Source organism: Streptomyces sp. NBC_00358 (assembly GCF_036099295.1).
Classification (GTDB): Bacteria; Actinomycetota; Actinomycetes; order Streptomycetales; family Streptomycetaceae; genus Streptomyces.
This window is the reverse complement of record NZ_CP107976.1, coordinates 6,829,995-6,852,956: the sequence shown is the minus strand read 5'-3', so window position 1 is coordinate 6,852,956 and position 22,962 is coordinate 6,829,995. Positions and strand designations below refer to the sequence as shown.

18 protein-coding genes are annotated in these 22,962 nt (G+C 72.4%); 7 read left to right on the top strand and 11 right to left on the bottom strand.

Annotated features, from left to right (window positions below; all coding sequences use genetic code 11):
* Positions 1-66: 66 nt before the first annotated feature.
* The 3 genes from OHT01_RS29165 to OHT01_RS29155 form a co-directional block, all read right to left on the bottom strand.
* Entirely contained in the window at positions 67-1,527 is a 1,461-nt protein-coding gene (locus tag OHT01_RS29165) for a glutamate synthase subunit beta (RefSeq protein WP_328556082.1), read from the bottom strand.
* On the bottom strand, positions 1,520-6,115 hold the full coding sequence (gene gltB / locus OHT01_RS29160) for a glutamate synthase large subunit (protein ID WP_328556081.1): 4,596 nt from the start codon (positions 6,113-6,115) through the stop codon (positions 1,520-1,522). Before gltB ends, OHT01_RS29165 begins: the two co-directional genes overlap by 8 nt.
* A gap of 396 nt (positions 6,116-6,511) precedes the next feature.
* Complete coding sequence (locus OHT01_RS29155) at positions 6,512-7,243, bottom strand: VIT1/CCC1 transporter family protein (protein ID WP_328556080.1); 732 nt, start codon at positions 7,241-7,243, stop codon at positions 6,512-6,514.
* A gap of 271 nt (positions 7,244-7,514) precedes the next feature.
* On the opposite strand from OHT01_RS29155, the gene OHT01_RS29150 reads away from it, so the two are divergent.
* The 7 genes from OHT01_RS29150 to OHT01_RS29120 all read left to right on the top strand — a co-directional run bounded on the left by OHT01_RS29150 (position 7,515) and on the right by OHT01_RS29120 (position 16,012).
* Positions 7,515-8,669 (top strand): ADP-ribosylglycohydrolase family protein, encoded by a 1,155-nt coding sequence (locus OHT01_RS29150; RefSeq protein WP_328556079.1) that lies wholly within the window; start codon positions 7,515-7,517, stop codon positions 8,667-8,669.
* A gap of 722 nt (positions 8,670-9,391) precedes the next feature.
* On the top strand, positions 9,392-10,555 hold the full coding sequence (locus tag OHT01_RS29145) for an ADP-ribosylglycohydrolase family protein (protein ID WP_443043555.1): 1,164 nt from the start codon (positions 9,392-9,394) through the stop codon (positions 10,553-10,555).
* A 7-nt stretch (positions 10,556-10,562) separates the two neighbouring features.
* Complete coding sequence (locus tag OHT01_RS29140) at positions 10,563-11,732, top strand: ADP-ribosylglycohydrolase family protein (protein ID WP_328556078.1); 1,170 nt, start codon at positions 10,563-10,565, stop codon at positions 11,730-11,732.
* Positions 11,720-13,084 (top strand): ADP-ribosylglycohydrolase family protein, encoded by a 1,365-nt coding sequence (locus OHT01_RS29135; RefSeq protein ID WP_328556077.1) that lies wholly within the window; start codon positions 11,720-11,722, stop codon positions 13,082-13,084. The genes OHT01_RS29140 and OHT01_RS29135 overlap by 13 nt, the downstream gene beginning before the upstream one ends.
* Complete coding sequence (rbsK, locus tag OHT01_RS29130) at positions 13,081-13,977, top strand: ribokinase (RefSeq protein ID WP_328556076.1); 897 nt, start codon at positions 13,081-13,083, stop codon at positions 13,975-13,977. The genes OHT01_RS29135 and rbsK overlap by 4 nt, the downstream gene beginning before the upstream one ends.
* A complete protein-coding gene (locus OHT01_RS29125) occupies positions 13,974-15,176 on the top strand; it encodes a CaiB/BaiF CoA transferase family protein (RefSeq protein ID WP_328556075.1) in 1,203 nt (400 codons plus the stop codon). Before rbsK ends, OHT01_RS29125 begins: the two co-directional genes overlap by 4 nt.
* The gene (locus tag OHT01_RS29120) at positions 15,173-16,012 is read left to right on the top strand and encodes an HpcH/HpaI aldolase/citrate lyase family protein (RefSeq protein ID WP_328556074.1); all 840 of its coding nucleotides are present in this window, start codon (positions 15,173-15,175) and stop codon (positions 16,010-16,012) included. Before OHT01_RS29125 ends, OHT01_RS29120 begins: the two co-directional genes overlap by 4 nt.
* Positions 16,013-16,133: 121 nt before the next feature.
* Here OHT01_RS29120 and lgt read toward each other — a convergent pair whose 3' ends face one another.
* The 8 genes from lgt to OHT01_RS29080 form a co-directional block, all read right to left on the bottom strand.
* Entirely contained in the window at positions 16,134-17,300 is a 1,167-nt protein-coding gene (gene lgt / locus OHT01_RS29115) for a prolipoprotein diacylglyceryl transferase (protein WP_328556073.1), read from the bottom strand.
* A gap of 119 nt (positions 17,301-17,419) precedes the next feature.
* Positions 17,420-18,196, bottom strand: a complete 777-nt coding sequence (locus OHT01_RS29110; protein ID WP_328556072.1) for a DsbA family protein — start codon at positions 18,194-18,196, stop codon at positions 17,420-17,422.
* Positions 18,197-18,347: 151 nt separating this feature from the next.
* A complete protein-coding gene (trpA, locus tag OHT01_RS29105; protein ID WP_328556071.1) occupies positions 18,348-19,163 on the bottom strand; it encodes a tryptophan synthase subunit alpha in 816 nt (271 codons plus the stop codon).
* Positions 19,160-20,452 carry a tryptophan synthase subunit beta gene (gene trpB / locus OHT01_RS29100; RefSeq protein WP_328556070.1) on the bottom strand — a complete coding sequence of 431 codons (1,293 nt, stop codon included), beginning with the start codon at positions 20,450-20,452 and terminating at the stop codon, positions 19,160-19,162. The genes trpA and trpB overlap by 4 nt, the downstream gene beginning before the upstream one ends.
* A 288-nt stretch (positions 20,453-20,740) precedes the next feature.
* Positions 20,741-20,953, bottom strand: a complete 213-nt coding sequence (gene trpM, locus OHT01_RS29095) for a tryptophan biosynthesis modulator TrpM (RefSeq protein ID WP_328556069.1) — start codon at positions 20,951-20,953, stop codon at positions 20,741-20,743.
* 223 nt (positions 20,954-21,176) lie between these two features.
* Entirely contained in the window at positions 21,177-21,986 is an 810-nt protein-coding gene (gene trpC, locus OHT01_RS29090) for an indole-3-glycerol phosphate synthase TrpC (RefSeq protein ID WP_328556068.1), read from the bottom strand.
* 166 nt (positions 21,987-22,152) lie between these two features.
* Positions 22,153-22,605 (bottom strand): DUF2752 domain-containing protein, encoded by a 453-nt coding sequence (locus tag OHT01_RS29085; protein ID WP_328556067.1) that lies wholly within the window; start codon positions 22,603-22,605, stop codon positions 22,153-22,155.
* Between the two features lie 92 nt (positions 22,606-22,697).
* Positions 22,698-22,946: an HGxxPAAW family protein gene (locus tag OHT01_RS29080; RefSeq protein WP_328556066.1), complete on the bottom strand. Its 249-nt coding sequence runs from the start codon at positions 22,944-22,946 to the stop codon at positions 22,698-22,700.
* Positions 22,947-22,962 lie beyond the last annotated feature (16 nt).

Genomic DNA, 22,962 nt, shown 5'->3' with positions numbered 1-22,962 from the left:
CCTTTGTGCGGGACGATTTCGGGTGACCCTCGGGTCACACGTTCAAGGGGTCGGACCGTTGAGGGGTCAGACCATCAGCGAGCGGTCCGTCGGACGGATCGGGGCCGGCAGGTCGCTCGCTCCGGTGAGGAAGCGGTCGACACCGCGGGCGGCCGAGCGGCCCTCCGCGATGGCCCAGACGATGAGGGACTGGCCGCGGCCCGCGTCACCGGCGACGTACACGCCGGGAACGTTGGTCGCGAAGTCGGCGTCGCGGGCGATGTTGCCGCGCTCGTCGAGCTCCAGACCGAACTGGGAGACCACACCGTTCTCCACGTCCGTGCCGGTGAACCCCATCGCCAGCGTCACCAGCTGGGCGGGGATCTTGCGCTCCGTGCCCGGCTTCTGGTTCAGCTTGCCGCCGGTGAACTCTACCTCGACCAGGTGCAGCCACTGGACGTTGCCGTCCTCGTCGCCCTCGAAGTGGGTGGTGTTGACGGAGTAGACCCGCTCACCGCCCTCCTCGTGCGCGGAGGTGACCTTGTAGAGCATCGGGAACGTCGGCCAGGGCTGGCCCGGGTTCCGCTCCTCGCCCGGCCGCGGCATGATCTCAAGCTGCGTGACCGAGGCCGCGCCCTGGCGGTGGGCGGTGCCCACGCAGTCCGCGCCCGTGTCGCCGCCGCCGATGACCACGACGTGCTTGCCCTCGGCGGTGATCGGGGGCGCCACGAAGTCGCCCTCCTGCACCTTGTTGGCCAGCGGCAGGTACTCCATGGCCTGGTGGATGCCGCTCAGCTCCCGCCCGGGGACGGGGAGGTCACGGGCGGTCGTCGCACCGGCGGCGATGACCACGGCGTCGTACCGCTTGCGCAGGTCCGTCGCCTTGAGGTCGCGGCCGATCTCGATGCCCGTGCGGAAGCGGGTGCCCTCCGCGCGCATCTGCTCGATGCGGCGGTTGATGTGCCGCTTCTCCATCTTGAACTCGGGGATGCCGTAGCGCAGCAGGCCGCCGATCCGGTCGGCGCGCTCGTACACCGCGACCGTGTGACCGGCCCGCGTGAGCTGCTGGGCGGCGGCGAGACCGGCGGGACCGGAACCGATGACCGCGACGGTCTTGCCCGACAGGCGCTCGGGGATCTGCGGGGCGACGTCGCCCGTGTCCCACGCCTTGTCGATGATCGAGACCTCGACGTTCTTGATGGTCACGGCGGGCTGGTTGATGCCGAGCACACACGCCGACTCGCACGGAGCGGGGCACAGCCGACCCGTGAACTCCGGGAAGTTGTTCGTGGCGTGCAGTCGCTCGGACGCGGCCTGCCAGTCCTCGCGGTACGCGTAGTCGTTCCACTCGGGGATCAGGTTGCCCAGCGGACAGCCGTTGTGGCAGAACGGGATACCGCAGTCCATGCAGCGCGAGGCCTGCTTGGAGATGATCGGGAGCAGCGAGCCCGGAACGTAGACCTCGTTCCAGTCCTTGAGGCGCTCCTCGACCGGCCGGGACCTGGCGACCTCACGGCCGTGGTTCAGAAAGCCCTTGGGATCAGCCATTGGTCGCCGCCTCCATCATCTTCTCGGTGATCTCGGACTCGTTGAGTCCGGCTCGCTCGGCGGCGTCCTTGGCGGCGAGCACTGCCTTGTAGGTGCTGGGAATGATCTTGCTGAAGCGCTCCACGGACACGGGCCACTCGGCGAGCAGCTTCTCGGCGACCGTCGAGGCGGTCTCCTCCGCGTGCCGCCGCACGACGTCGTGCAGCCACTGCCTGTCGGTGTCGTCGAGCTCCTCGACGGCGTCCGCGTTGCCGATGTTCACGTTGTCGCGGTCGAGGTCGATCACGTACGCGACACCGCCGGACATGCCGGCCGCGAAGTTGCGGCCCGTCTCGCCGAGGACGACGGCGCGGCCGCCGGTCATGTACTCGCAGCCGTGGTCGCCCACGCCCTCGGAGACCACGGTGGCGCCGGAGTTGCGGACGCAGAAGCGCTCGCCGGTGCGGCCGCGCAGGAAGAGCTCGCCGCCCGTCGCGCCGTACGCGATGGTGTTGCCCGCGATGGTCGAGAACTCGGCGAGGTGGTCGGCGCCCCGGTCGGGGCGGACGATCACCCGGCCGCCGGAGAGGCCCTTGCCGACGTAGTCGTTGGCGTCGCCCTCCAGGCGCAGCGTGATGCCGCGGGGCAGGAAGGCGCCGAAGGACTGGCCGGCCGAGCCCGTGAAGGTGATGTCGATGGTGTCGTCGGGCAGGCCCGCGCCACCGAACTTCTTCGTCACCTCGTGGCCGAGCATGGTGCCGACCGTGCGGTTGATGTTGCGGATCGCGACCTGGGCGCGGACCGGCTGGGCGTCGGTCGCGGAGTCCGCGGCGAGCGCGTCGGCGGCCAGCTTGATCAGCTCGTTGTCGAGCGCCTTCTCCAGGCCGTGGTCCTGCTCGATGACCTGGTGCAGGGAGGCGCCCTCGGGCAGTTCGGGCACGTAGAAGAGCGGGGACAGGTCCAGTCCCTGCGCCTTCCAGTGGGTGATGGCGCGCTCCACGTCGAGGTTCTCGGCGTGGCCGACGGCCTCTTCGATGGTGCGGAAGCCCAGCTCGGCGAGGATCTCGCGGACCTCTTCGGCGATGAACTTGAAGAAGTTGACGATGTACTCGGCCTTGCCGGCGAAACGCTCGCGCAGCACCGGGTTCTGGGTGGCGATGCCGACCGGGCAGGTGTCCAGGTGGCAGACGCGCATCATGACGCAGCCGGAGACGACGAGCGGCGCGGTCGCGAAACCGAACTCCTCGGCGCCGAGCAGCGCGGCGATGACGACGTCGCGGCCCGTCTTGAGCTGGCCGTCGGTCTGCACGACGATGCGGTCACGCAGGCCGTTGAGCAGCAGGGTCTGCTGGGTCTCGGCGAGGCCGAGCTCCCAGGGGCCGCCCGCGTGCTTGAGGGAGGTCAGCGGGGAGGCGCCCGTTCCGCCGTCGTGGCCGGAGATGAGGACGACGTCCGCGTGGGCCTTGGAGACACCCGCGGCGACCGTGCCGACGCCGACCTCGGAGACCAGCTTCACGTGGATGCGGGCCTGCGGGTTGGCGTTCTTGAGGTCGTGGATCAGCTGAGCCAGGTCCTCGATGGAGTAGATGTCGTGGTGCGGCGGCGGGGAGATCAGGCCGACACCCGGGGTGGAGTGACGGGTCTTGGCGACCCACGGGTAGACCTTGTGGCCGGGGAGCTGGCCGCCCTCGCCGGGCTTGGCGCCCTGCGCCATCTTGATCTGGATGTCGTCGGCGTTGACCAGGTACTCGCTGGTGACGCCGAAGCGGCCGGAGGCGACCTGCTTGATCGACGAGCGGCGGGCCGGGTCGTACAGCCGGTCCGCGTCCTCGCCGCCCTCACCGGTGTTGGACTTGCCGCCCAACTGGTTCATGGCGATGGCGAGGGTCTCGTGCGCCTCCTTGGAGATGGAGCCGTACGACATGGCGCCGGTCGAGAAGCGCTTGACGATCTCGGAGACGGGCTCGACCTCGTCGAGGGAGATCGAGGGACGGTCCGAGGTGAAGCCGAACAGGCCGCGCAGCGTCATCAGACGCTCGGACTGCTCGTTCACGCGGCCCGTGTACTTCTTGAAGATCTCGTAGCTGCCGGAGCGCGTCGAGTGCTGGAGGCGGAAGACCGTCTCCGGGTCGAACAGGTGGGGCTCGCCCTCGCGGCGCCACTGGTACTCGCCGCCTATGTCGAGGGCGCGGTGCGCGGGAGCGATGCCGGAGGCCGGGTAGGCCTTGGCGTGCCGGGCGGCGACCTCCTTGGCGATGACGTCGAGGCCGGCGCCGCCGATCTTGGTCGTCGTGCCGATGAAGTACTTCTCGACGAAGGCCTTCTCCAGGCCGACGGCCTCGAAGACCTGGGCGCCGCGGTAGGAGGCGACGGTCGAGATGCCCATCTTGGACATGACCTTCAGGACGCCCTTGCCGAGTGCGTAGATCAGGTTGCGGATGGCCTGCTCGGGCTCGATGCCCTGGAGGAAGGTTCCTGCCCGGACCAGGTCCTCGACGGACTCCATCGCGAGGTACGGGTTGACGGCGGCGGCGCCGAAGCCGATGAGCAGGGCGACGTGGTGGACCTCGCGGACGTCTCCGGCCTCGACCAGCAGGCCCACCTGGGTGCGCTGCTTGGTGCGGATGAGGTGGTGGTGGACGGCCGCGGTGAGCAGCAGCGAGGGGATCGGCGCGTGCTCGGCGTCGGAGTGGCGGTCCGACAGGACGATGAGGCGGGCGCCGTTCTCGATGGCGGCGTCGGTCTCGGAGCAGATGTCCTCGATGCGGGCGGCCAGGGACGCGCCGCCGCCGGAGACCCGGTACAGGCCGGACAGCGTCGCGGCCTTCATGCCGGGCATGTCGCCGTCGGCGTTGATGTGGATGAGCTTGGCCAGCTCGTCGTTGTCGATCACCGGGAAGGGCAGGGTGACGCTGCGACAGGAGGCGGCCGTCGGCTCCAGCAGGTTGCTCGCCGGACCGAGGGAGGAGCGCAGGGAGGTGACCAGTTCCTCGCGGATCGCGTCCAGCGGAGGGTTGGTGACCTGGGCGAAGAGCTGGGTGAAGTAGTCGAAGAGGAGACGCGGGCGCTGCGAGAGCGCGGCGATCGGCGAGTCGGTGCCCATGGAGCCGAGCGGCTCACCGGCGGTGTTGGCCATCGGCGCGAGGATGATCCGCAGCTCTTCCTCGGTGTAGCCGAAGGTCTGCTGGCGGCGGGTGACCGAGGCGTGGGTGTGCACGATGTGCTCGCGCTCGGGGAGGTCGGAGAGTTCGATCTCGCCGGCTTCCAGCCACTCGGCGTAGGGCTTCTCGGCGGCGAGTCCGGCCTTGATCTCGTCGTCCTCGATGATGCGGTGCTCGACGGTGTCGACGAGGAACATCTTGCCGGGCTGGAGGCGGCCCTTGCGGACGACCTTGGCGGGGTCGATGTCGAGGACGCCGACCTCGGAGCCGAGGACGACGAGGCCCTCGTCGGTGACCCAGTAGCGGCCGGGGCGCAGACCGTTGCGGTCGAGGACCGCGCCGACCTGGGTGCCGTCGGTGAAGGTGACGCAGGCCGGGCCGTCCCAGGGCTCCATCATCGTGGCGTGGAACTGGTAGAAGGCGCGCCGGGCCGGGTCCATGGAGGCGTGGTTCTCCCACGCCTCCGGGATCATCATCAGCACGGAGTGCGGGAGCGAGCGGCCGCCGAGGTGCAGGAGTTCGAGCACCTCGTCGAAGGAGGCCGAGTCGGAGGCGTCCGGCGTGCAGACGGGGAAGATCCGCTGCAGCTTGTCGTTGTCGCCGAAGAGGTCGGAGGCGAGCTGGGACTCGCGGGCGACCATCCAGTTGCGGTTGCCCTTGACCGTGTTGATCTCGCCGTTGTGCGCGACGAAGCGGTACGGGTGGGCGAGCGGCCAGCTCGGGAAGGTGTTGGTGGAGAACCGGGAGTGCACGAGCGCGATCGCGGAGGCGAAGCGGCGGTCGGACAGGTCCGGGAAGAAGGGCTCCAGCTGGCCGGTGGTCAGCATGCCCTTGTAGACGATGGTCCGCGCGGACAGCGAGGGGAAGTAGACGCCGGCCTCGCGCTCGGCGCGCTTGCGCAGCACGAACGCGGTGCGGTCGAGGTCGATGCCCTGGCTGGCACCGTCGCCGACGAAGATCTGGCGGAAGGCCGGCATCGTCGAGCGGGCGGTGGCGCCGAGCAGTTCGGGGGCGACCGGGACCTCACGCCAGCCGAGGACGGTGAGGCCCTCTTCGGCGGCGATCGTCTCGATGCGTGAGACGGCGTCGGCCGCGCCGTCCTCGGGGAGGAAGGCGATGCCCACCGCGTACGCGCCGGCTGCGGGGAGTTCGAATCCGGCCACCTCGCGGAAGAAGGCGTCCGGGACCTGGGAGAGGATGCCCGCGCCGTCGCCCGAGTCGGGCTCCGAGCCGGTGGCACCGCGGTGTTCCAGGTTGCGCAGAACGGTGAGCGCCTGCTCGACCAGCGCGTGGCTCGCCTCGCCGGTGAGGGTGGCCACGAAGCCGACGCCACAGGCGTCGTGCTCGTTGCGGGGGTCGTACATACCCTGCGCAGCAGGGCGAGCATCCATGAAGGACCACTTCTGGTCGTTCGTGGAGTGCTGGGACGGCTGGCGCGGCGTACGCATCGGCTCTCCCGTCGTCGTCGGGGCGGGGGGTCCCTCCCGGCCACTTGGGGTCCAGGGGGGAGACAGCTGCCGAGGGACGACGTTGGCCCTCTGTTGGTGCAAAATTTCGTGCAGGTTACATGATGGAGCGATTCTCGGGAACCGGATATCGCGTTCCAGCATGCGGACACCGCGGGGTCGCGGCGGGGGTACCGCGCTCGGCGGCGGAGGTTTGGGACCTAAGCGGACAGATCGATGACCGTCGGCCCGGTTCGCGGCAAGGATCGTGATCTGCCGCGAGGTGTGCGGAGCAGGCGTCATTGCCTGCGGCGCTTACGGCTCATGCCCCGTGGTCAACGAATCGAAACCGCCGGGTAACGATTACTTATGCAGTCCCTTGCATAGGTGATCGAGGCTTCATCCTACGGCCGCGCCGAACAAACTGCCGAGGGCGTACGTCACACCCGCCGCGGCGCCACCGAGAGCGAGCTGCCGAAGCCCGCTGAACCACCAGGAGCGCGCGGTCACCTTGGCCACCACGGCACCGCACGCGAAGAGCCCGAGCGTCGCGAGCAGCAGTGCCGGCCACAGCACGGTCGCGCCCAGCAGATACGGCAGTACGGGGAGCAGGGCGCCGAGCGCGAACGAGCCGAAGCTGGACACGGCGGCGACGGCCGGGGAGGGCAGGTCGCCGGGGTCTATGCCGAGTTCCTCGCGCGCGTGGATCTCCAGGGCCTGCTCGGGGTCGCGGGAGAGCTGGCGGGCGACCTCCTGGGCCAGCTCCGGTTCCACCCCGCGGGACTCGTAGAGCGCGGCGAGCTCGCGCTCCTCGTCCTTGGGGTGCTTGCGCAGCTCGCGGCGCTCGACATCGAGTTCCGCCTCGACGAGCTCGCGCTGCGAGGCGACGGAGGTGTACTCGCCCGCGGCCATCGAGAACGCCCCGGCGGCGAGGCCCGCGAGTCCGGTGATGACGATCGTCTGCTGGGAGACGGACCCTCCGGCGACGCCGGTCATCAGGGCGAGGTTGGAGACCAGGCCGTCCATCGCGCCGAACACGGCCGGGCGCAGCCATCCGCCGTTCACATCGCGGTGGGTGTGGTTGTCGCGGTGCGCCGCGTGCAGCGTCGCCCCGGTCTCGATGATCGCCATGCCGGTCCCCCAGGGTGCTGATTGGACTGTTTCCACTTTTCGACAACCCTCAAAGTACGCCTCGACATTCCCCGCCGCCAGCAAGGAAAGGCTGCGCTAACCTGCGCTTTTGCCTCTCCACGCTCATCCGTGGCATGTCATGCACATATGTCGACCGGGTGACAGTGGGCCCCGTAAGGCTCTTGTCAACCGCCAAGGTGGGACAGATCCGCAAAGGGTTCCGCGCGCCGCATTCCGTGCACCTGGCCGGGCCCTGAGAGGAGAGGCACGTATGGCTTCCATCGCCTGCATTCCCTCGTCCCCGGCATCCGGGAACGCCGCCGGTCTCCGTGACCGGGCACGCGGCGCGCTGCTCGGACTCGCCGTCGGGGACGCGCTGGGCGCACCCGCCGAGAACATGAAGCCGTCGGAGATCCGCGCCAAGTGGGGCCGGATCACCGGGTATGTCGCCGAGCATCCGGCGGGGACGGACGACACCGAGTACGCGATCTTCTCGGGGCTGCTGCTGGCCCGGCACGGCTCGGCGCTGACCGTGGCCCACGTCGAGTCGGCCTGGCACCAGTGGATCGCGGACCGCGACGAGGGGCCCTTCCGGGGCGCCGGGTTCAGCGAGCGCGGCACGCTGGAGAACCTGCGCCGGGGGCTCGCGGCGCCGATCTCCGCCCAGCACCGGCACGCGTGGAGCGACGGTCTCGCGATGCGCGCGGCGCCCTTCGGGGTGTTCGCGGCCGGCCGGCCCGCCGAGGCGGCCCGGTTGGTGGCGATCGACGGCTCGGTGAGCCACGAGGGCGAGGGCATCTACGGCGGCCAGGCGGTCGCGGCGGGGGTCGCCGCCGCGATGGCGGGCGCTCCCACCATCGCGGTCGTCGCCTCGGCCCTGGCCGTCGTCCCGGACGACTCCTGGACCGCCCGCTCCCTGCGCCGCGCGGTCGCGGTCGCGCACCGCGGCGAACGCGCGGTGCGCTCCGCGGTGGTGATCGGCGGCTACCCGTGGACCGACCTGGCGCCCGAGGCGGTGGCCCTCGCCTTCGGGGCGTACGCGGCGGCGGACGGGGAGTTCACCGAGGCGGTGCTCACCGCGGTGAACATGGGACGCGACGCGGACACGACGGCCGCAGTGGCCGGAGCGCTGGCGGGGGCGACCAGGGGGGTGTCCGCGATCCCCGCCGAGTGGGCGGCGGCCATCGGACCGGCCCGTGGCAGTTGCCTCCCCTCCATGGAGGGCCATCACATCCTGGACGTGGCGGAACTCCTGACCCCGGAGAACGAGGAGAAATGGGGCGCCGGGGGGCGCGTTCTTCCGACCCCGGACGCCTGCGCCGCGCCCGCCGCGGAAGCCTGCGCCGTGCCCGCCGCGCACACCTGCGTCCGCCCGGACACGGACGCCCGCGAGCCGGCCGCCGGTGGCGACGCGGTGCGGTCATGAGGCCCGGCCTGGCCGGGGACGAGTCCGGCCCGACACCGGGCGAGGGCGCCGCGTCGGCCTCGCCCCCCGGACTGGCACCGCCCGCCCCGGCGGAGGCCGGCGGACCGTCCCGAAGCACCCTCGCGACGCACACACCGACACCCGTCGGCCCGGCGGCACCGGCCGAGGACACCCGTAAGCAGGGGCTGGTGGGACCCTCGACGGCGACGACACCGACGGCAGCCGCCGAGGGCGGGGGGCCTGCGGCACTCGCCGAAGGCGGGGGGTCTGCCGCAGCCGCCGAAGGCAGGAGCCCCACGACACTCGCCGAAGGCGGGGGGCCTACGGCACTCGCCGGGAGCTCCACGGCAGGCGCCGAAAGCGGGGGGCCCGCGGCACTCGCCCAAGGTGGAGACCCCACGACACCCGCTGAAGACGGGGAACCCGCCGCAGCCACCGAAGACTGGGAGCCTGCGACACTCGCCGAAAGCGGGAGCCCCACAGCACTCGCCAACGGCGGGGAACCCGCGGCACTCACCCAAGGCAGAGACCCCACAGCACTCGCCGAAGGCGGGGAACCCGCCGCAGCCACCGAAGACTGGGAGCCTGCGACACTCGCCGAAAGCGGGGGGCCCGCGGGGTCTGCCGTACTGGCTGCCGGGTGGTCGGAGCCGGTGGTGGTCGGCCGGGCCGCGGAGTGCCTGGTGCTCGTGGAGGGGGCGCGGGGGCTGGGGATCTCCTCGGTGAGGGTGCCCGCGGGTGCGGGTGCGCGCCGGATCGAGGGGCTGCTGCTCGGGCTGGCCGCGGGGGATGCCGCGGGATGGCCCGCCGCACGGCACCGGGCCGCCCGGATGCCCGAGTGGACCCGGCGGCTGACCCGCGAGCTGGACACCTTCGCGGAGCAGAACGCGACGACGACCCTGCCCGTGCCGATCGCGCTGAACCAGCCGCCGGAACCGCTGCGGCTCGGCCCCTCGGACGACGCCGAGTGGGCGGCGTTCGCGGCGGAGGCCGTGCTGCGGGCCGGGGAGACCACGGCACTCGGCGACCTGAGCCTGGACCGCAGGATGCGCGCGTCCATCGACCTGTCCTGGAACGCCGTCGCCAGCGAGGTCGCCGCCGCGGCCGACCGCGCCCCCGAGGTCGAGTCCGCCCTGCTCCCGCTGCGCGCCCGGATCTCCGTGCGCGCCGGACTCGGCAATCTCGCCGCCGGTCTGCGCCCGCCCGCCACCGGACACGACAACCCCCACTACTTCGACGACGCGGCCTGCGTACGGGCCTGCGTACTCGCCGTGGCACACCCGGGCGACCCCGGACTCGCCGCGGAACTCGCCGAGTTCGACGCCCGCTACACCCAGGACGGCGACGGGGTGCACGGCGCCCGCGCCATGGCCGCCGCCGTGGCGCTCGCCCTCGCCGGGCACGACGTCGGCACCTGCGTGCAGGCGGCCCTCGCCGAACTGCCCGCCGGGACGGAGATCGGCCGCAACGCCCGGCACGCCCTCACGCTGGCCCGGGGCAGCGAGAGCGCCTTCGCCCTGGTCCCCCTGCTGGAGCACCAGATCGTCGACCACGTCTACAGCTACGGCATCGCGGCCGCCGAGACCGTCCCCGTCGCCCTGGCCCTGGCCCTGGCCTCGAACGGCCGGATTGCCGAGGCGGTGCCCGCCGCCGCGTGTCTGTCCCGGGTCGCCGACTCGGCCCCCGCCCTGGCCGGCGCGCTCACCGGGGCGCTCGGCGGCGCCGCCGCGATCCCCGCCTCCTGGCGCGACGCCTGCCGCACCCTGTCCGGCTGCGCGCTGCCCCGGCTGACGGGGACGGATCTGATCGGGCTCGCCGAACTCCTCGAAGCGACAGGACTCGCCGACCCGCTCGATTCCCCGGAACTGACCGCCCCAGAGGGATGATTCGGGCATGACGCCCAAAGGAGAAGGAACAGGGACCCTCGACGAACGGATCACCGGAGCCCTCGTCGGGGCCGCCGTGGGCGACGCGCTCGGCGGCCCGGTCGAGGGGTACTCCCCCGAGCAGATCGCCGAACGCCACGGCGGCCGCGTGCACGGCGTCGTCGGCCCCTGGAACGGCGACGACTGGCCCACCGCCCGCCCCATCGCCCCGTACCACAAGGGCGACGGACACGTCACCGACGACACCCTGATGACCCATGCGCTCGTACGGGTGTACGCCACCGTCCGAGACCACCTCGACGCCTACTCCGTCGCCGAGCACCTGGTCCCCGACCTGATGACCACCCCCCGCTGGATTCCGGAACTGGAGGCCGAGGCGCTCCCCCTCCAGCGGATCTTCCTCGCCGAGAAGTGGCTGGTCGCCCGCCTCCACTACGGCCATGTGGACCCCCGGGAGGCCGGCGTCGGCAACATCGTCAACTGCGGTGCCGCGATGTACATGGCCCCGGTCGGCCTGGTCAACGCGGCGAACCCGGCGGGCGCGTACGCCGAGGCGCTCGACATCGCGGGCGCCCATCAGTCCTCGTACGGACGCGAGGCCGCGGGCGTCTTCGCGGCGGCGGTGGCGGCGGCCTGCTCACCCGGCGCGACCCCCGACTCGGTCGTGGCCGCGTGCCTGGCGCTGGCCAAGGACGGCACCCGCGCCGCCGTCGAGGCGGTCTGCGAAGTCGCCTCCCGCCACACGGACTTCGAGTCGGCGCTCGTCCCGCTGCGCCGGGCGGTCACCCCGTACGACACGGTCGGCCCCGACTACCGTTCCCCCTCCCTCGGCGCCCGGCGCCCCTCCCGGCTCCACTCCATCGAGGAACTCCCCGTCGCGCTCGGCATGTTGCTGGTGTCCGGCGGGGACTTCCGGCACGCGGTCCTCGGTTCCGTCAACTACGGCCGCGACTGCGACTCCATCGCCACCATGGCGGGCGCCCTCGCGGGCGCGCTGGGCGGCGAGGTACCGCACGGCTGGGCCAAGACGGTCGCCGAGTCGAGCCGCCTCGACCTGGACGCCCCGGCGCGTACGCTCGCCGAGGTGACCCGGGAGATCTTCGGCCGCGACGTCCACCGCCGCCGGGCCCACGAGGCGGCGTACGCCGCGCTGACGGGAACGCCGTGCTCCGACTGACCTGGGTCCAGCCCGAGGACCTCCTCGGGCACGAGCTCCACCAGGCCGTCCAGGACGGCCGCGAGCCGGCCTCCGTCGCCGCCCGCTGGCGTGCGGCGGGCGGCCGGCCGGCCCCGCTCCGCGCGGGCGCCTCGGCGACCCCGGCCTCACCGTCCCTGCGCCGGCTCGCGGTGGACCTCCTCGACGAACTGGCCGCCCTGCCGGGCAGGCTGGCGGACGACGAGCCGACGGATCTGGCTCTGATCAAGGCCCAGTGCCCGGCCTGGCCGCCGCCCCGGTTCGCGCCCGTGCCCGCTCCCCCGCGGGCGAGCCTGGAGGCGGCCTGGCTCGGCCGGGCCGCGGGCTGCCTGCTGGGCAAACCCGTCGAGAAACTCCCCCTCGACGGAATCCGGGCGCTGGCCAGGGCCGCCGGCAACTGGCCGCTGCGCACCTGGTTCACCGCGCGAGGCGTCCCCCGGGACATCCTGGACGCCCATCCCTGGAACCGGCGCTCCGCCACCACCTCCCTGGCCGAGAACATCGACGGCATGCCGGAGGACGACGACCTCAACTACCCTCTGCTGAACCTCCTGTTGCTCCAGAGGTACGGCCGGGACTTCACCACCGCGGACGTGGCCCGCCTCTGGCTGGACGAACTCCCCGCCGGCCGCACCTTCACCGCGGAGCGCGTCGCCTACCGCAACCTCCTCAGCGGCGTCGAGCCCCCCGACACCGCCCGCCGCCACAACCCGTTCCGCGAGTGGATCGGCGCCCTGATCCGCGCGGACGTGCACGGCTGGACCAATCCGGGCGACCCTGGACGGGCCGCGGAGCAGGCGTACCGCGACGCCGCCCTCACCCACACGGCCAACGGCGTGTACGCGGCGATGTTCACGGCCGCCGCCATCGCCGAGGCCACCACCGGGACCCGGGACGTCCACGCCTGTCTGAGCGCCGGGCTGACCGTGGTCCCGCCCGGCTCCCGGCTGGCCCGAGCGGTCCGCCACGCCGTCCGGCTCGCCCGTACGACACCGGACTTCGCCGTGGTCGTCGACGAGCTGCACGCCTCCCACCGCGACTGCCACTGGGTCCACGCCGTCCCCAACACCGCGCTCATCGCCGCCGCCCTCACCCACGCGGACGGCGACTTCGGCGGCTCGGTGTGCCGGGCGGTGTCCGGCGGCCTGGACACCGACTCGAACGGCGCGACCGCCGGAAGCATCGCCGGCCTGCTCACCGGCGACCCCGCGGGCCTGCCCGACCGTTGGACCGCCCCCCTCAAGAACCGGCTCGCCACCTCCGTCGCCGACTTCGACGGCGTCGGCTTCGACGCCCTCGCACACCTCACACAACGGGAGACCGTTCGCCCATGACCCATATCGCCGTGCTCGGCAGCACGAACATGGACCTCGTCGCGTATGTCACCAAGGCCCCGCAGCGCGGAGAGACCGTGACGGGGCGGGAGTTCCGTACGATCCCCGGCGGCAAGGGCGCGAACCAGGCGGTGGCCGCCGCGCACGCGGGCGCCGACGTCTCCCTGGTCGGCGCGGTGGGCGCCGACTCCTTCGGCAGTCAACTCCGCTCCACACTTGAGCACTTCGGTGTGAACACCGACCATCTGCGCACCACCGAGGGCCCGTCCGGCACCGCGCACATCGTGGTGGACGACGAGGGCGGCAACGCGATCGTCGTCATCCCCGGCGCCAACGGCACCGTCACCGCCCTCGCCCCCGGCGACGAGGGCCTCATCGCGAGCGCCGACGCGCTCCTTCTCCAGCTGGAGATCCCGCTGGAAGCCGTGCTCGCCGGAGCGGAGGCCGCGCGCCGACACGGCGTCCGGACGATCCTGACCCCGGCCCCCGCACAGTTCCTGTCCCCCCAACTCCTGTCCACCATCGATCTGTTGGTGCCCAACCAGCACGAGGCCGCCGCGCTCACCGGCTTCACCGACCCGCGCGGAGCCGCCGCCGCGCTGCTCGAACAGGTCCCCGAGGTCGTCGTCACACTGGGCGCGGAGGGCAGCCTGTACGCGACCCGGGGCGCCGACCCCATCACGGTGCGCGCGCCGAAGGTGACCGCCGTCGACTCCACCGGAGCGGGCGACACCTTCGTCGGCACCCTCGCGGTGGCGCTCGCCGAGGGCCGGGAGATGTCGGAGGCGATGGTGTGGGCGTCGGCGGCCGCCGCGATGTCGGTGCAGAAGCCCGGGGCGACGTCCTCGATGCCGTACCGCTCCGAGATCGACGCCCAGGCGGCCGGCGCGTGAACGGGCACACCGAGGGCGGCTCCCTCGACGGCTTGCGCGTGCTCGACCTCGCGACCCTGTTCGCGGGGCCGCTCGCCGCCACCCTGCTCGGCGACTTCGGCGCGGAGGTCGTGAAGGTCGAGCACCCGGTCCAGCCCGACCCGTCCCGGGGACACGGTCCCTCGAAGGACGGCATCGGGCTGTGGTGGAAGCTCCTCGGCCGCAACAAGCGCACGATCACACTCGATCTGTCGAAGCGCGGCGGGCGCGCGACCCTGCTCCGGCTCGCCGCGGACGCCGACGTGATCATCGAGAACTTCCGTCCGGGCACCCTGGAGAAGTGGGACCTCGGCTGGGAGGAACTGTCCGCGGCCAACCCCCGCCTGGTCCTCGCCCGGGTCACCGCCTTCGGCCAGTTCGGCCCGTACGCGCACCGCCCCGGCTTCGGCACCCTCGCGGAGGCGATGAGCGGCTTCGCGGCGATCACCGGCGAACCGGACGCGCCGCCGACCCTGCCGCCGTTCGGTCTGGCCGACTCGATCGCCGGACTGGCCACGGCGTACGCCGTGCTGACCGCGCTGGCCGCACGTGAGCGCACCGGCGAGGGCCAGGTGGTCGACATGGCGATCATCGAGCCGATCCTGACCGTCCTCGGGCCGCAGCCGATCTGGTACGACCAACTGGGCCATGTCCAGCCCCGCACCGGCAACCGCTCGGCGAACAACGCGCCCCGCAACACCTATCGCACGGCGGACGGTTCCTGGGTCGCGGTCTCCACGTCGGCGCAGTCGATCGCCGAACGGGTGATGAGACTGGTCGGCCGCCCGGACGTGATCGACGAACCCTGGTTCGCGACCGGCGCGGACCGCGCCCGCCACGCCGACGTCCTGGACGGCGCGGTCGGCGCGTGGATCGCCGAACGCTCCAAGGACGAGGTCCTCGCCGCCTTCGAGAAGGCGGAGGCGGCGATCGCCCCCGTCCAGGACGTCCGGGACGTCATGACCGACCCGCAGTACCAGGCCCTGGACACGGTCACGACCGTCGCCGATCCCGAACTCGGCCCGCTGCGCATGCAGAACGTCCTCTTCCGGCTCTCCGCGACGCCCGGCGCGATCCGCTGGGCGGGCCGCCCGCACGGCGCGGACACCGACGCCGTCCTCACCGAACTCGGCCTGACGGGGCCCGAGATCGAGGCACTGAGAGCGGAGGGCGCGCTGTGACCGCGAACCTCCTCCCCCTCACCTGGCTGTACGCGCCGGGCGACCGTCCCGAGGTGGTGGCCAAGGCCCTGGCCTCCGGCGCGGACGTCGTCCTCGTCGACCTGGAGGACGCGGTCGCCCCGCACCGCAAGGAGTACGCCCGTGCCGCCACCGCCGACCTGCTCGCCGAAGCGCCGCCCGTCCCGGTGCACGTCCGGGTCAACGCCCTCGACGGTCCCTTCGCCGACGCCGATCTGAAGTCGCTCTCGTCACTCCCGGGCCTGTCCGGGCTGCGGCTGCCGAAGGTGACCTCGCGCTCCGACGTCGTAAGGGTGGCGGAGGGCGCGACCCCCGCGCAGGGCGAGGCGATCCCGCTGTACGCCCTGCTGGAGACGGCTCTGGGCGTGGAGCAGGCCTTCGCCATCGCCTCGTCCCACCACGCGCTGCGCGGTATCGCGCTCGGCGAGAGCGATCTGCGGGCCGATCTCGGTGTCCGCGACGAAGCGGGCCTGGACTGGTCCCGGGCCCGGCTCGTCGTGGCCGCCCGTGCGGCCGGGCTGCCCCCGCCGGTCCAGTCGGTCTACCCCGACATCCGTGATGTGGAGGGCCTGGCCTCGTCCTGTGCGCGCGGCCGCGCCCTCGGCTTCCTCGGACGGACCGCCATCCACCCCCGCCAGCTCCCCATCATCGAGCGGGCCTACCTCCCCACCCCGGCCGAGGTCGACTCCGCCGAGGCCGTCATCAGGGCGGCCGCCGCCGATCCGGGCGCCCAGGCCCTGCCGGACGGCCGATTCATCGACGCGGCGGTGGTCGCCGGCGCCCGCCGCGTCCTCGCCCTCGCCCAGCGCCTGGCCTGACAGGGCACGGTCTGGGACGACACGGCCTGACGGGGCACGGTCTGGGACGATCCGGTCTAGGACGACACGAAGGGGGCGCCGCGTCCCGGACGCGGCGCCCCCTTCCGTGTACGGGGAGAACTCAGCTCTTCTTGGCCGACCCGGCCTCGTCGCGCGAGACGGACTCGCCGGACTCCGCGTCGGACTCCGTCTCAGGTGCCGCTTCGGCGGACTCGGCGGTCTCGACCGACGCGGCGGACTCGGAGGGCTCGGTAACGGCGGGCTTGTCGAGACCGACGGGGACACCGTCGCCCTCGTCCTCACCCACGGCCGCCTTCTTGTCCGCGTCGTCGTCCGCGTTCTTGTCCAGGGCCTTGTCCGTGCCCTTTTCCGTGGTCCCGTCGTCGGTCCCGTCCGTGGCCGTGGCCTCGTCCGACGGGTCCTCGTCCTTGCCGGCGGCGGACTCGTCGTCCCCGGCCGGCGCGTCCTCGTCGGCGCCCGGCTCCACGATCTCCTCGCGCCCCGGACGCAGCCGGGACGACACCACGATGTAGATCACCGCGAGGACGAAGACCACCAGCGCGGTCCAGTCGTTGAGACGCAGGCCCAGGATGTGGTGGGCGTCGTCGACGCGCATGTACTCGATCCAGCCCCGGCCGACGCAGTAGGCGGCGACGTACAGGGCGAAGGCGCGCCCGTGGCCGAGCTTGAAGCGGCGGTCGGCCCAGATGACCAGGAATCCGACGCCGACGCACCACAGGGACTCGTACAGGAAGGTCGGGTGGTAGTAGCCGGGGACGCGGCCGTCCGTGGAGGACGTGATGTGCAGCGCCCACGGGAGGTTCGTGGCCCTGCCGTACAGCTCCTGGTTGAACCAGTTGCCCCAGCGTCCGCACGCCTGGGCGAACGCGATGCCGGGTGCCACGGCGTCGGCCCAGGCGGGCAGCGGGATACCGCGGCGGCGACAGCCGATCCAGGCGCCCAGCGCACCGAGGGCGATGGCGCCCCAGATACCGAGCCCGCCCTGCCAGATCTTGAAGGCGTCCACCCAGTCACGGCCCTCGCTGAAATACAGCTCGTAGTCCGTGATCACGTGGTAGAGCCGGCCGCCGACGAGACCGAAGGGCACGGCCCAGACCGCGATGTCGGCAACCGTGCCGGCCCGCCCTCCCCGGGCGATCCAGCGCTTGTTCCCGAGCCAGACGGCCAGAAAGACGCCGATGATGATGCAGAACGCGTAGCCGCGCAACGGGATGGGGCCGAGGTGCAGCACACCGTGCGACGGGCTGGGAATGTAGGCAAGTTCCATGGCAGGGTCGACGCTACCGTGCCGGACGCCGCCCACGACCGGCAGCCCCGCAACGGGTCCATAACGTGCGGCGCTCCCGGCCTGGCGACAGGCGGGGAGCGCCGGAGCCCGCGGACGGCTCAGCCCTTGTTGGCCGCCTCCACCATCTGCTTGAGCTTGGCGGGCGTCATCGACTGGTCCGAGGAGATGATCTTGCCGCCGAGGAGCACGGTCGGGGTGCCCGAGAAGCCGTTGCTCTGGAACGCGGCGTGCGATTTGTGGACCCAGCTGTCGTGCGTGCCCTTGTTGACGCAGGCGCGGAAGGCCGGGGTGTCCAGGCCGCCGACCTTTCCGGCCAGCTCGATGAGCTTGTTGTTGTCGGCGAAGGCGTCGTCCGTCTCCTCGGGCTGGTTCTCGTACAGGACGTCGTGGTAGTCGCGGAACTTTCCGGCGTCCTGGGCGCACGCGGCGGCGTTGGCGGCCCGGAGGGAGCCGCTGCCTCGCGTGTTCCCGTCGATCAGCGTGACGAGGTGGTACTCGACCTTGAGCTGGCCGGAGTCGACCAGCTCGTGGATGGTCGGGCGGTACGCCGCCTCGAAGGCCTGGCAGGCCGGGCAGCGGAAGTCCTCCCACACCGTGAGGGTCGACTTGGCGCCGTCCTTGCCGACGGGGATCGCGAGACTGTCCTTGCCGGTGGCGCCGGAGGGCGACACGACCGGGCCCGACGTGTCGCTCTTCTTGTCCTTGCCTGCGTTGGCGGCCACGACGCCGATCACGGCGGCCAGGCCGAGGACGCAGACCACCGACGCCCCCACGATCAGCGCGCGCCGGCGCTTCTCCGCGGCCTTCTGCTTGTCTCGCTCGACCGCCAGCCGCTCGCGGGCGCTGCGCTTTCCGTCACGGTTCTTCTCGCTCACATCCGGCAGAACGAACCGGGGAGGCGCAGCGCGCCTCCCCGGTCCAAGGTCCACTCGTTCGAGTGAGCGGATTGTCCGTTACGCACGGATCCGCACCGTGGCTTACGTGTGGATCCGCGTGGTGGCGTACGCACGGATCCGCGCGTTGGCGTCACGCCGTTCCGCGCACGCCCTTCGCGAGGTCGGCCGCGAGCGCCCGTACGGCTTCGAGGCCGGCCGCCTCGTCCGGCGCGTCCAGCATCCGCTTCACGAACGCCGAGCCGACGATCACGCCGTCGGCGAAGCCGGCCACCTCGGCGGCCTGGGCGGCACTGGAGACGCCGAGGCCGACGCACACGGGCAGCTCCGTGGTGGCCTTGGTGCGCGCCACCAGGTCCTGGGCCTGGTTCCCGACCGACTCCCGGGTTCCGGTGACCCCCATCAGCGAGGCCGCGTACACGAAGCCGCTGCCCGCCGCGGTGATCTCGGCGAGCCGGGCGTCCTTGCTGCTCGGGGCGACGACGAAGACGGTCGCGAGGCCGTGCTTCTGCGCGTGCTCCCTCCACAGCGCCGACTCCTGGACGGGCAGGTCGGGAAGGATGCAGCCCGCGCCGCCCGCCTCGGCGAGCTCGGCGGTGAAGCGCTCCACGCCGTAGCGGTCGATCGGGTTCCAGTACGTCATCACGAGGACGGGTTTGCCGGTGGCCGCGAAGGCCTCCCGGACCGTCCGCATGACGTCCGCGATCTTGACCCCGCCGCGCAGCGCGATGTCGTCGGCGGTCTGGATGACGGGGCCGTCGAGGACCGGGTCGCTGTGCGGGAGCCCGACCTCGACGACATCGGCGCCGCCCTCGAAGACGGCCTTGATCGCCGCGATACCGCCGTCGACGGTCGGGAACCCGGCCGGCAGGTATGCGATGAGGGCGGACCGCCCCTCCGCCCTGGCGCCGGTGAGGGTGTCGCTCAACAGCTCGATGTTGCCGCTCACTTGGCGTCCCCCTCGATCTCGGCGTTCTCGCTGTCGGCGTCCGCGGCGACGACCGCGTCGACGCCGTTGTCGTAGAGGCCGAAGTAGCGGGCGGCCGTGTCCATGTCCTTGTCGCCGCGCCCGGACAGGTTGACGACGATCAGCCCGTCCTTGCCCAGTTCCTTGCCGACCTCCAGGGCCCCGGCGAGCGCGTGGGCGCTCTCGATCGCCGGGATGATGCCCTCGGTGCGGGAGAGTAGGCGCAGGGCCTGCATCGCCGCGTCGTCGGTGACCGCGCGGTACTCGGCGCGGCCGCTGTCCTTGAGGTAGGAGTGCTCGGGGCCGATGCCGGGGTAGTCGAGTCCGGCCGAGATCGAGTAGGGCTCGGTGATCTGGCCCTCCTCGTCCTGGAGGACGTACGACCGCGATCCGTGCAGGATGCCGGGCTCACCGGCGGTCAGGGTCGCCGCGTGCTCGCCGGTCTCCACGCCGTGCCCGCCGGGCTCGCAGCCGATCAGGCGCACTCCCGTGTCGGGGATGAAGGCGTGGAAGAGGCCGATGGCGTTCGAGCCGCCGCCGACGCAGGCGACGGCGGCGTCGGGCAGCCGGCCCGCGCGCTCCAGGATCTGCCGCCGGGCCTCGACGCCGATGACCCGGTGGAAGTCGCGGACCATCGCGGGGAAGGGGTGCGGGCCGGCGACGGTCCCGAAGAGGTAGTGGGTGCGGTCGACGTTGGCGACCCAGTCGCGGAACGCCTCGTTGATGGCGTCCTTGAGGGTCCGGGAGCCGGACTTCACCGCGATGACCTCGGCGCCGAGCATCCGCATCCGGGCCACGTTCAGGGCCTGGCGCTGGGTGTCGATCTCGCCCATGTAGATGGTGCATTCGAGGCCGAAGAGCGCGCAGGCGGTGGCCGTGGCGACGCCGTGCTGGCCGGCGCCGGTCTCCGCGATGACCCGGGTCTTGCCCATCCGCTTGGTGAGCAGGGCCTGGCCGAGCACGTTGTTGATCTTGTGCGAGCCGGTGTGGTTGAGGTCCTCGCGCTTGAGGAAGATCCGTGCGCCGCCGGCGTGTTCGGCGAAGCGCGGCACCTCGGTGAGGGAGCTGGGCCGTCCGGTGTAGTGGACGAGCAGGTCGTCGAGCTCGCGGGCGAACTCGGGGTCGGCCTTCGCCTTGTCGTACTCGACGGCGACCTCGTCCACGGCGGCGACCAGCGCCTCCGGGATGAACTTGCCGCCGAACGCTCCGAAGTAGCCTTCGGCGCTGGGGACTTGGCCTTCGGGGTCGGGAATGAAGAACTCGCTGGGCATGCGGATACCTCGCAGGGGCGACAGCCCCGGTCACGGGATCGGACAGGGTCACGGAAACCGGACGCACTCGCGCTCCACCGGCACCGGGTGCTGCCCCGGTGACGCCGCCCGTCCTGCCGCCGCTCCGCCCGCGCGCCCGACGGACGTGCCGTCGCGGGGACCGGGGTATGCCGGATTCCGGTGCGGTCCCTGTGCGGGGTGGATGCGGCCCGGTCCACCTATGGCGTGGACTCTGCCCGGTCCCCGCGTCGCGGCGGACCAGGACCCGGCCGGGTTCACCCGTGCGGGTTACCTGGCCGGGGAGGGCGTGAGCGCGCGTACGCGCTCGGGCCATCGCATGCCGTTGACCTGACCCGGCTCGTCGCCGATGACGTAGCGGACCCGGCGCCCGTGCACCCGCCGGGCGGGAGCCCGGCAGCCGCGCGGACGGCAGCCGCGGGCCAGGCGCGCGTACGGATCGCGGGCCGCCGAGGCGGCCGGGAGGGCCGCGCCGGACGGCACGCGGAGCCGCCCGCTCCCGGAGCAGCCGGGAGGAACGGGGTGCCCGTCCGAGGGGGCGGGCGGAACGGAGCCCCCCGCGTCCGAGGCCGGTGCGGGCGATCCGGCCCGGGGCCGGACGACGCGGCCCGACCCGTCCGGCAGGTCCGGCCCCGCGCACGCCGGTACACCGTCGGGGCACTGGCCCGGACGGGGTACGGCGAGGGTCGGGGCGGACACCGGCGGGTCAGTCCCGTCCGTGGCGCAGGGCCGGGTGGGCGCCCGCGGCGACCAGGTCGGAGACGGCGGTCTTCGGGTCGCGGCCGGTGACCAGGGACTCGCCGACCAGAACCGCGTCGGCGCCCGCGTTGGCGTACGCGATGAGGTCATGGGGGCCACGGACACCGGACTCGGCGATCTTGACGAGGTTGTCCGGGATCTCGGGGGCGACCCGCTGGAAGGTCGTGCGGTCGACCTTCAGCGTCTTGAGGTTGCGCGCGTTGACACCGATGATCTTCGCGCCGGCGTCCACCGCCCGCTCGACCTCGTCCTCGTCGTGCACCTCGACCAGCGGCGTGAGCCCGATGGACTCGGCGCGCTCGATGAGGGACTCCAGGGCGGGCTGGTCGAGCGCCGCGACGATGAGCAGCGCCAGGTCGGCGCCGTACGCGCGGGCCTCCCAGAGCTGGTACGACGTGACGATGAAGTCCTTGCGCAGCACCGGGATGTCCACGCGGTCGCGGACGGCCTCCAGGTCGGCGAGCGAACCGCCGAAGCGGCGCTGTTCGGTGAGGACGGAGATGACGGCCGCGCCGCCCGCCTCGTAGTCGGCGGCCAGGGCCGCCGGATCGGCGATCGCGGCCAGCGCGCCCTTGGACGGGCTGGACCGCTTGACCTCGCAGATGACCTTGACGCCGTCACCGCGCAGGGCGGCCACGCCGTCCTTGGCCGCCGGAGCCTTCGCCGCGCGCTCCTTGAGCTCGTCGAGGCTGACGCGCGCCTGCCGCTCCGCGAGGTCGGCACGGACTCCGTCGATGATCTCGTCGAGCACACTCACGCGAGCGGCCCCCTTCCCTGCGGTGGACGGTTGAAGCGGTCGAGCAGCCGACCCGGGTTCACCGTCCCTGACGGAAAAGTCGGGTCACTGCGATGGTATCCGGAGGAAGGCTTAGGCCTCGCATCCGGTTGACGCCGGTCCCACTACCTGGACATTTGTCATTTGATCAAGGATGCAACCAGCCGCCGGACGGCAGGTTCCGGACAACGGTGAAGACCAGCACCAACGCGCCCAGGCTCCACAGGTGGACCGGTCCGAGGTCGAGCCGCGTCGGCCGTCCGCGGACCGCGCGGATCACCCAGACGGCCCACACCACCGCGAAGACCAGATAGCCGCCGACGGCGAGCGCGTTGTCCGTGAGGGCCGTGGCGAGGTCCCCGTGGACGAAGGCGTGCGCGCTGCGCAGTCCGCCGCAGCCGGGGCAGTACAGGCCCGTGAGACGCAGCAGCGGGCAGACGGGGTAGTGGCCGGGCTGGTTGGGGTCGACCGCCCCGACGTAGGCGAAGGCCCCGGAGACGGCCGCGAGCATCCCGCCGGGAACGGCGAGCCGCCGCACCAGGTCGCCGGCGCCCGGCCCGGTCCGCGTCACCCTCTGGGTTTCGGCGTTCACGCGACGCATTCTGCCCCTCGCGCGGGGCGGGCGCTCGCCCGGGTACGCGGAAGGCGGCCCCGGCGGGTGTGCCGGGGCCGCCTTCCGTGTACCTCGGTGGGTCAGGCGTCGGCGCCCACGGTCGAACGGGCCGTGTTCGCGGAGTGCGCGTCGGAGGTCTTCGGCTGGCCGAGACCCATGCTCCGCATGACCATGCCCACGACACCGCCCAGGACGACGACGACCATGCCGGCCCAGAAGCCCAGCGGTTCGGCCATCACCATGTAGGCACCCGCGATGCAGAAACCGATGAAGGCGATGATGACACCGGTCCAGGCGGCCGGGGTGTGACCGTGGCTGCTGCCCGCCATGACTTGCTCCTCGTTG

Bases quoted from the DNA above. Each gene is read 5' to 3' on its own strand.
- OHT01_RS29165 (WP_328556082.1), bottom strand. From the start codon at position 1,527: ATGGCTGATCCCAAGGGCTTTCTGAACCACGGCCGTGAGGTCGCCAGG.
- gltB (WP_328556081.1), bottom strand. From the start codon at position 6,115: ATGCGTACGCCGCGCCAGCCGTCCCAGCACTCCACGAACGACCAGAAG.
- OHT01_RS29155 (WP_328556080.1), bottom strand. From the start codon at position 7,243: ATGGCGATCATCGAGACCGGGGCGACGCTGCACGCGGCGCACCGCGAC.
- OHT01_RS29150 (WP_328556079.1), top strand. From the start codon at position 7,515: ATGGCTTCCATCGCCTGCATTCCCTCGTCCCCGGCATCCGGGAACGCC.
- OHT01_RS29140 (WP_328556078.1), top strand. From the start codon at position 10,563: ATGACGCCCAAAGGAGAAGGAACAGGGACCCTCGACGAACGGATCACC.
- rbsK (WP_328556076.1), top strand. From the start codon at position 13,081: ATGACCCATATCGCCGTGCTCGGCAGCACGAACATGGACCTCGTCGCG.
- lgt (WP_328556073.1), bottom strand. From the start codon at position 17,300: ATGGAACTTGCCTACATTCCCAGCCCGTCGCACGGTGTGCTGCACCTC.
- trpB (WP_328556070.1), bottom strand. From the start codon at position 20,452: ATGCCCAGCGAGTTCTTCATTCCCGACCCCGAAGGCCAAGTCCCCAGC.
- OHT01_RS29085 (WP_328556067.1), bottom strand. From the start codon at position 22,605: ATGCGTCGCGTGAACGCCGAAACCCAGAGGGTGACGCGGACCGGGCCG.
- OHT01_RS29080 (WP_328556066.1), bottom strand. From the start codon at position 22,946: ATGGCGGGCAGCAGCCACGGTCACACCCCGGCCGCCTGGACCGGTGTC.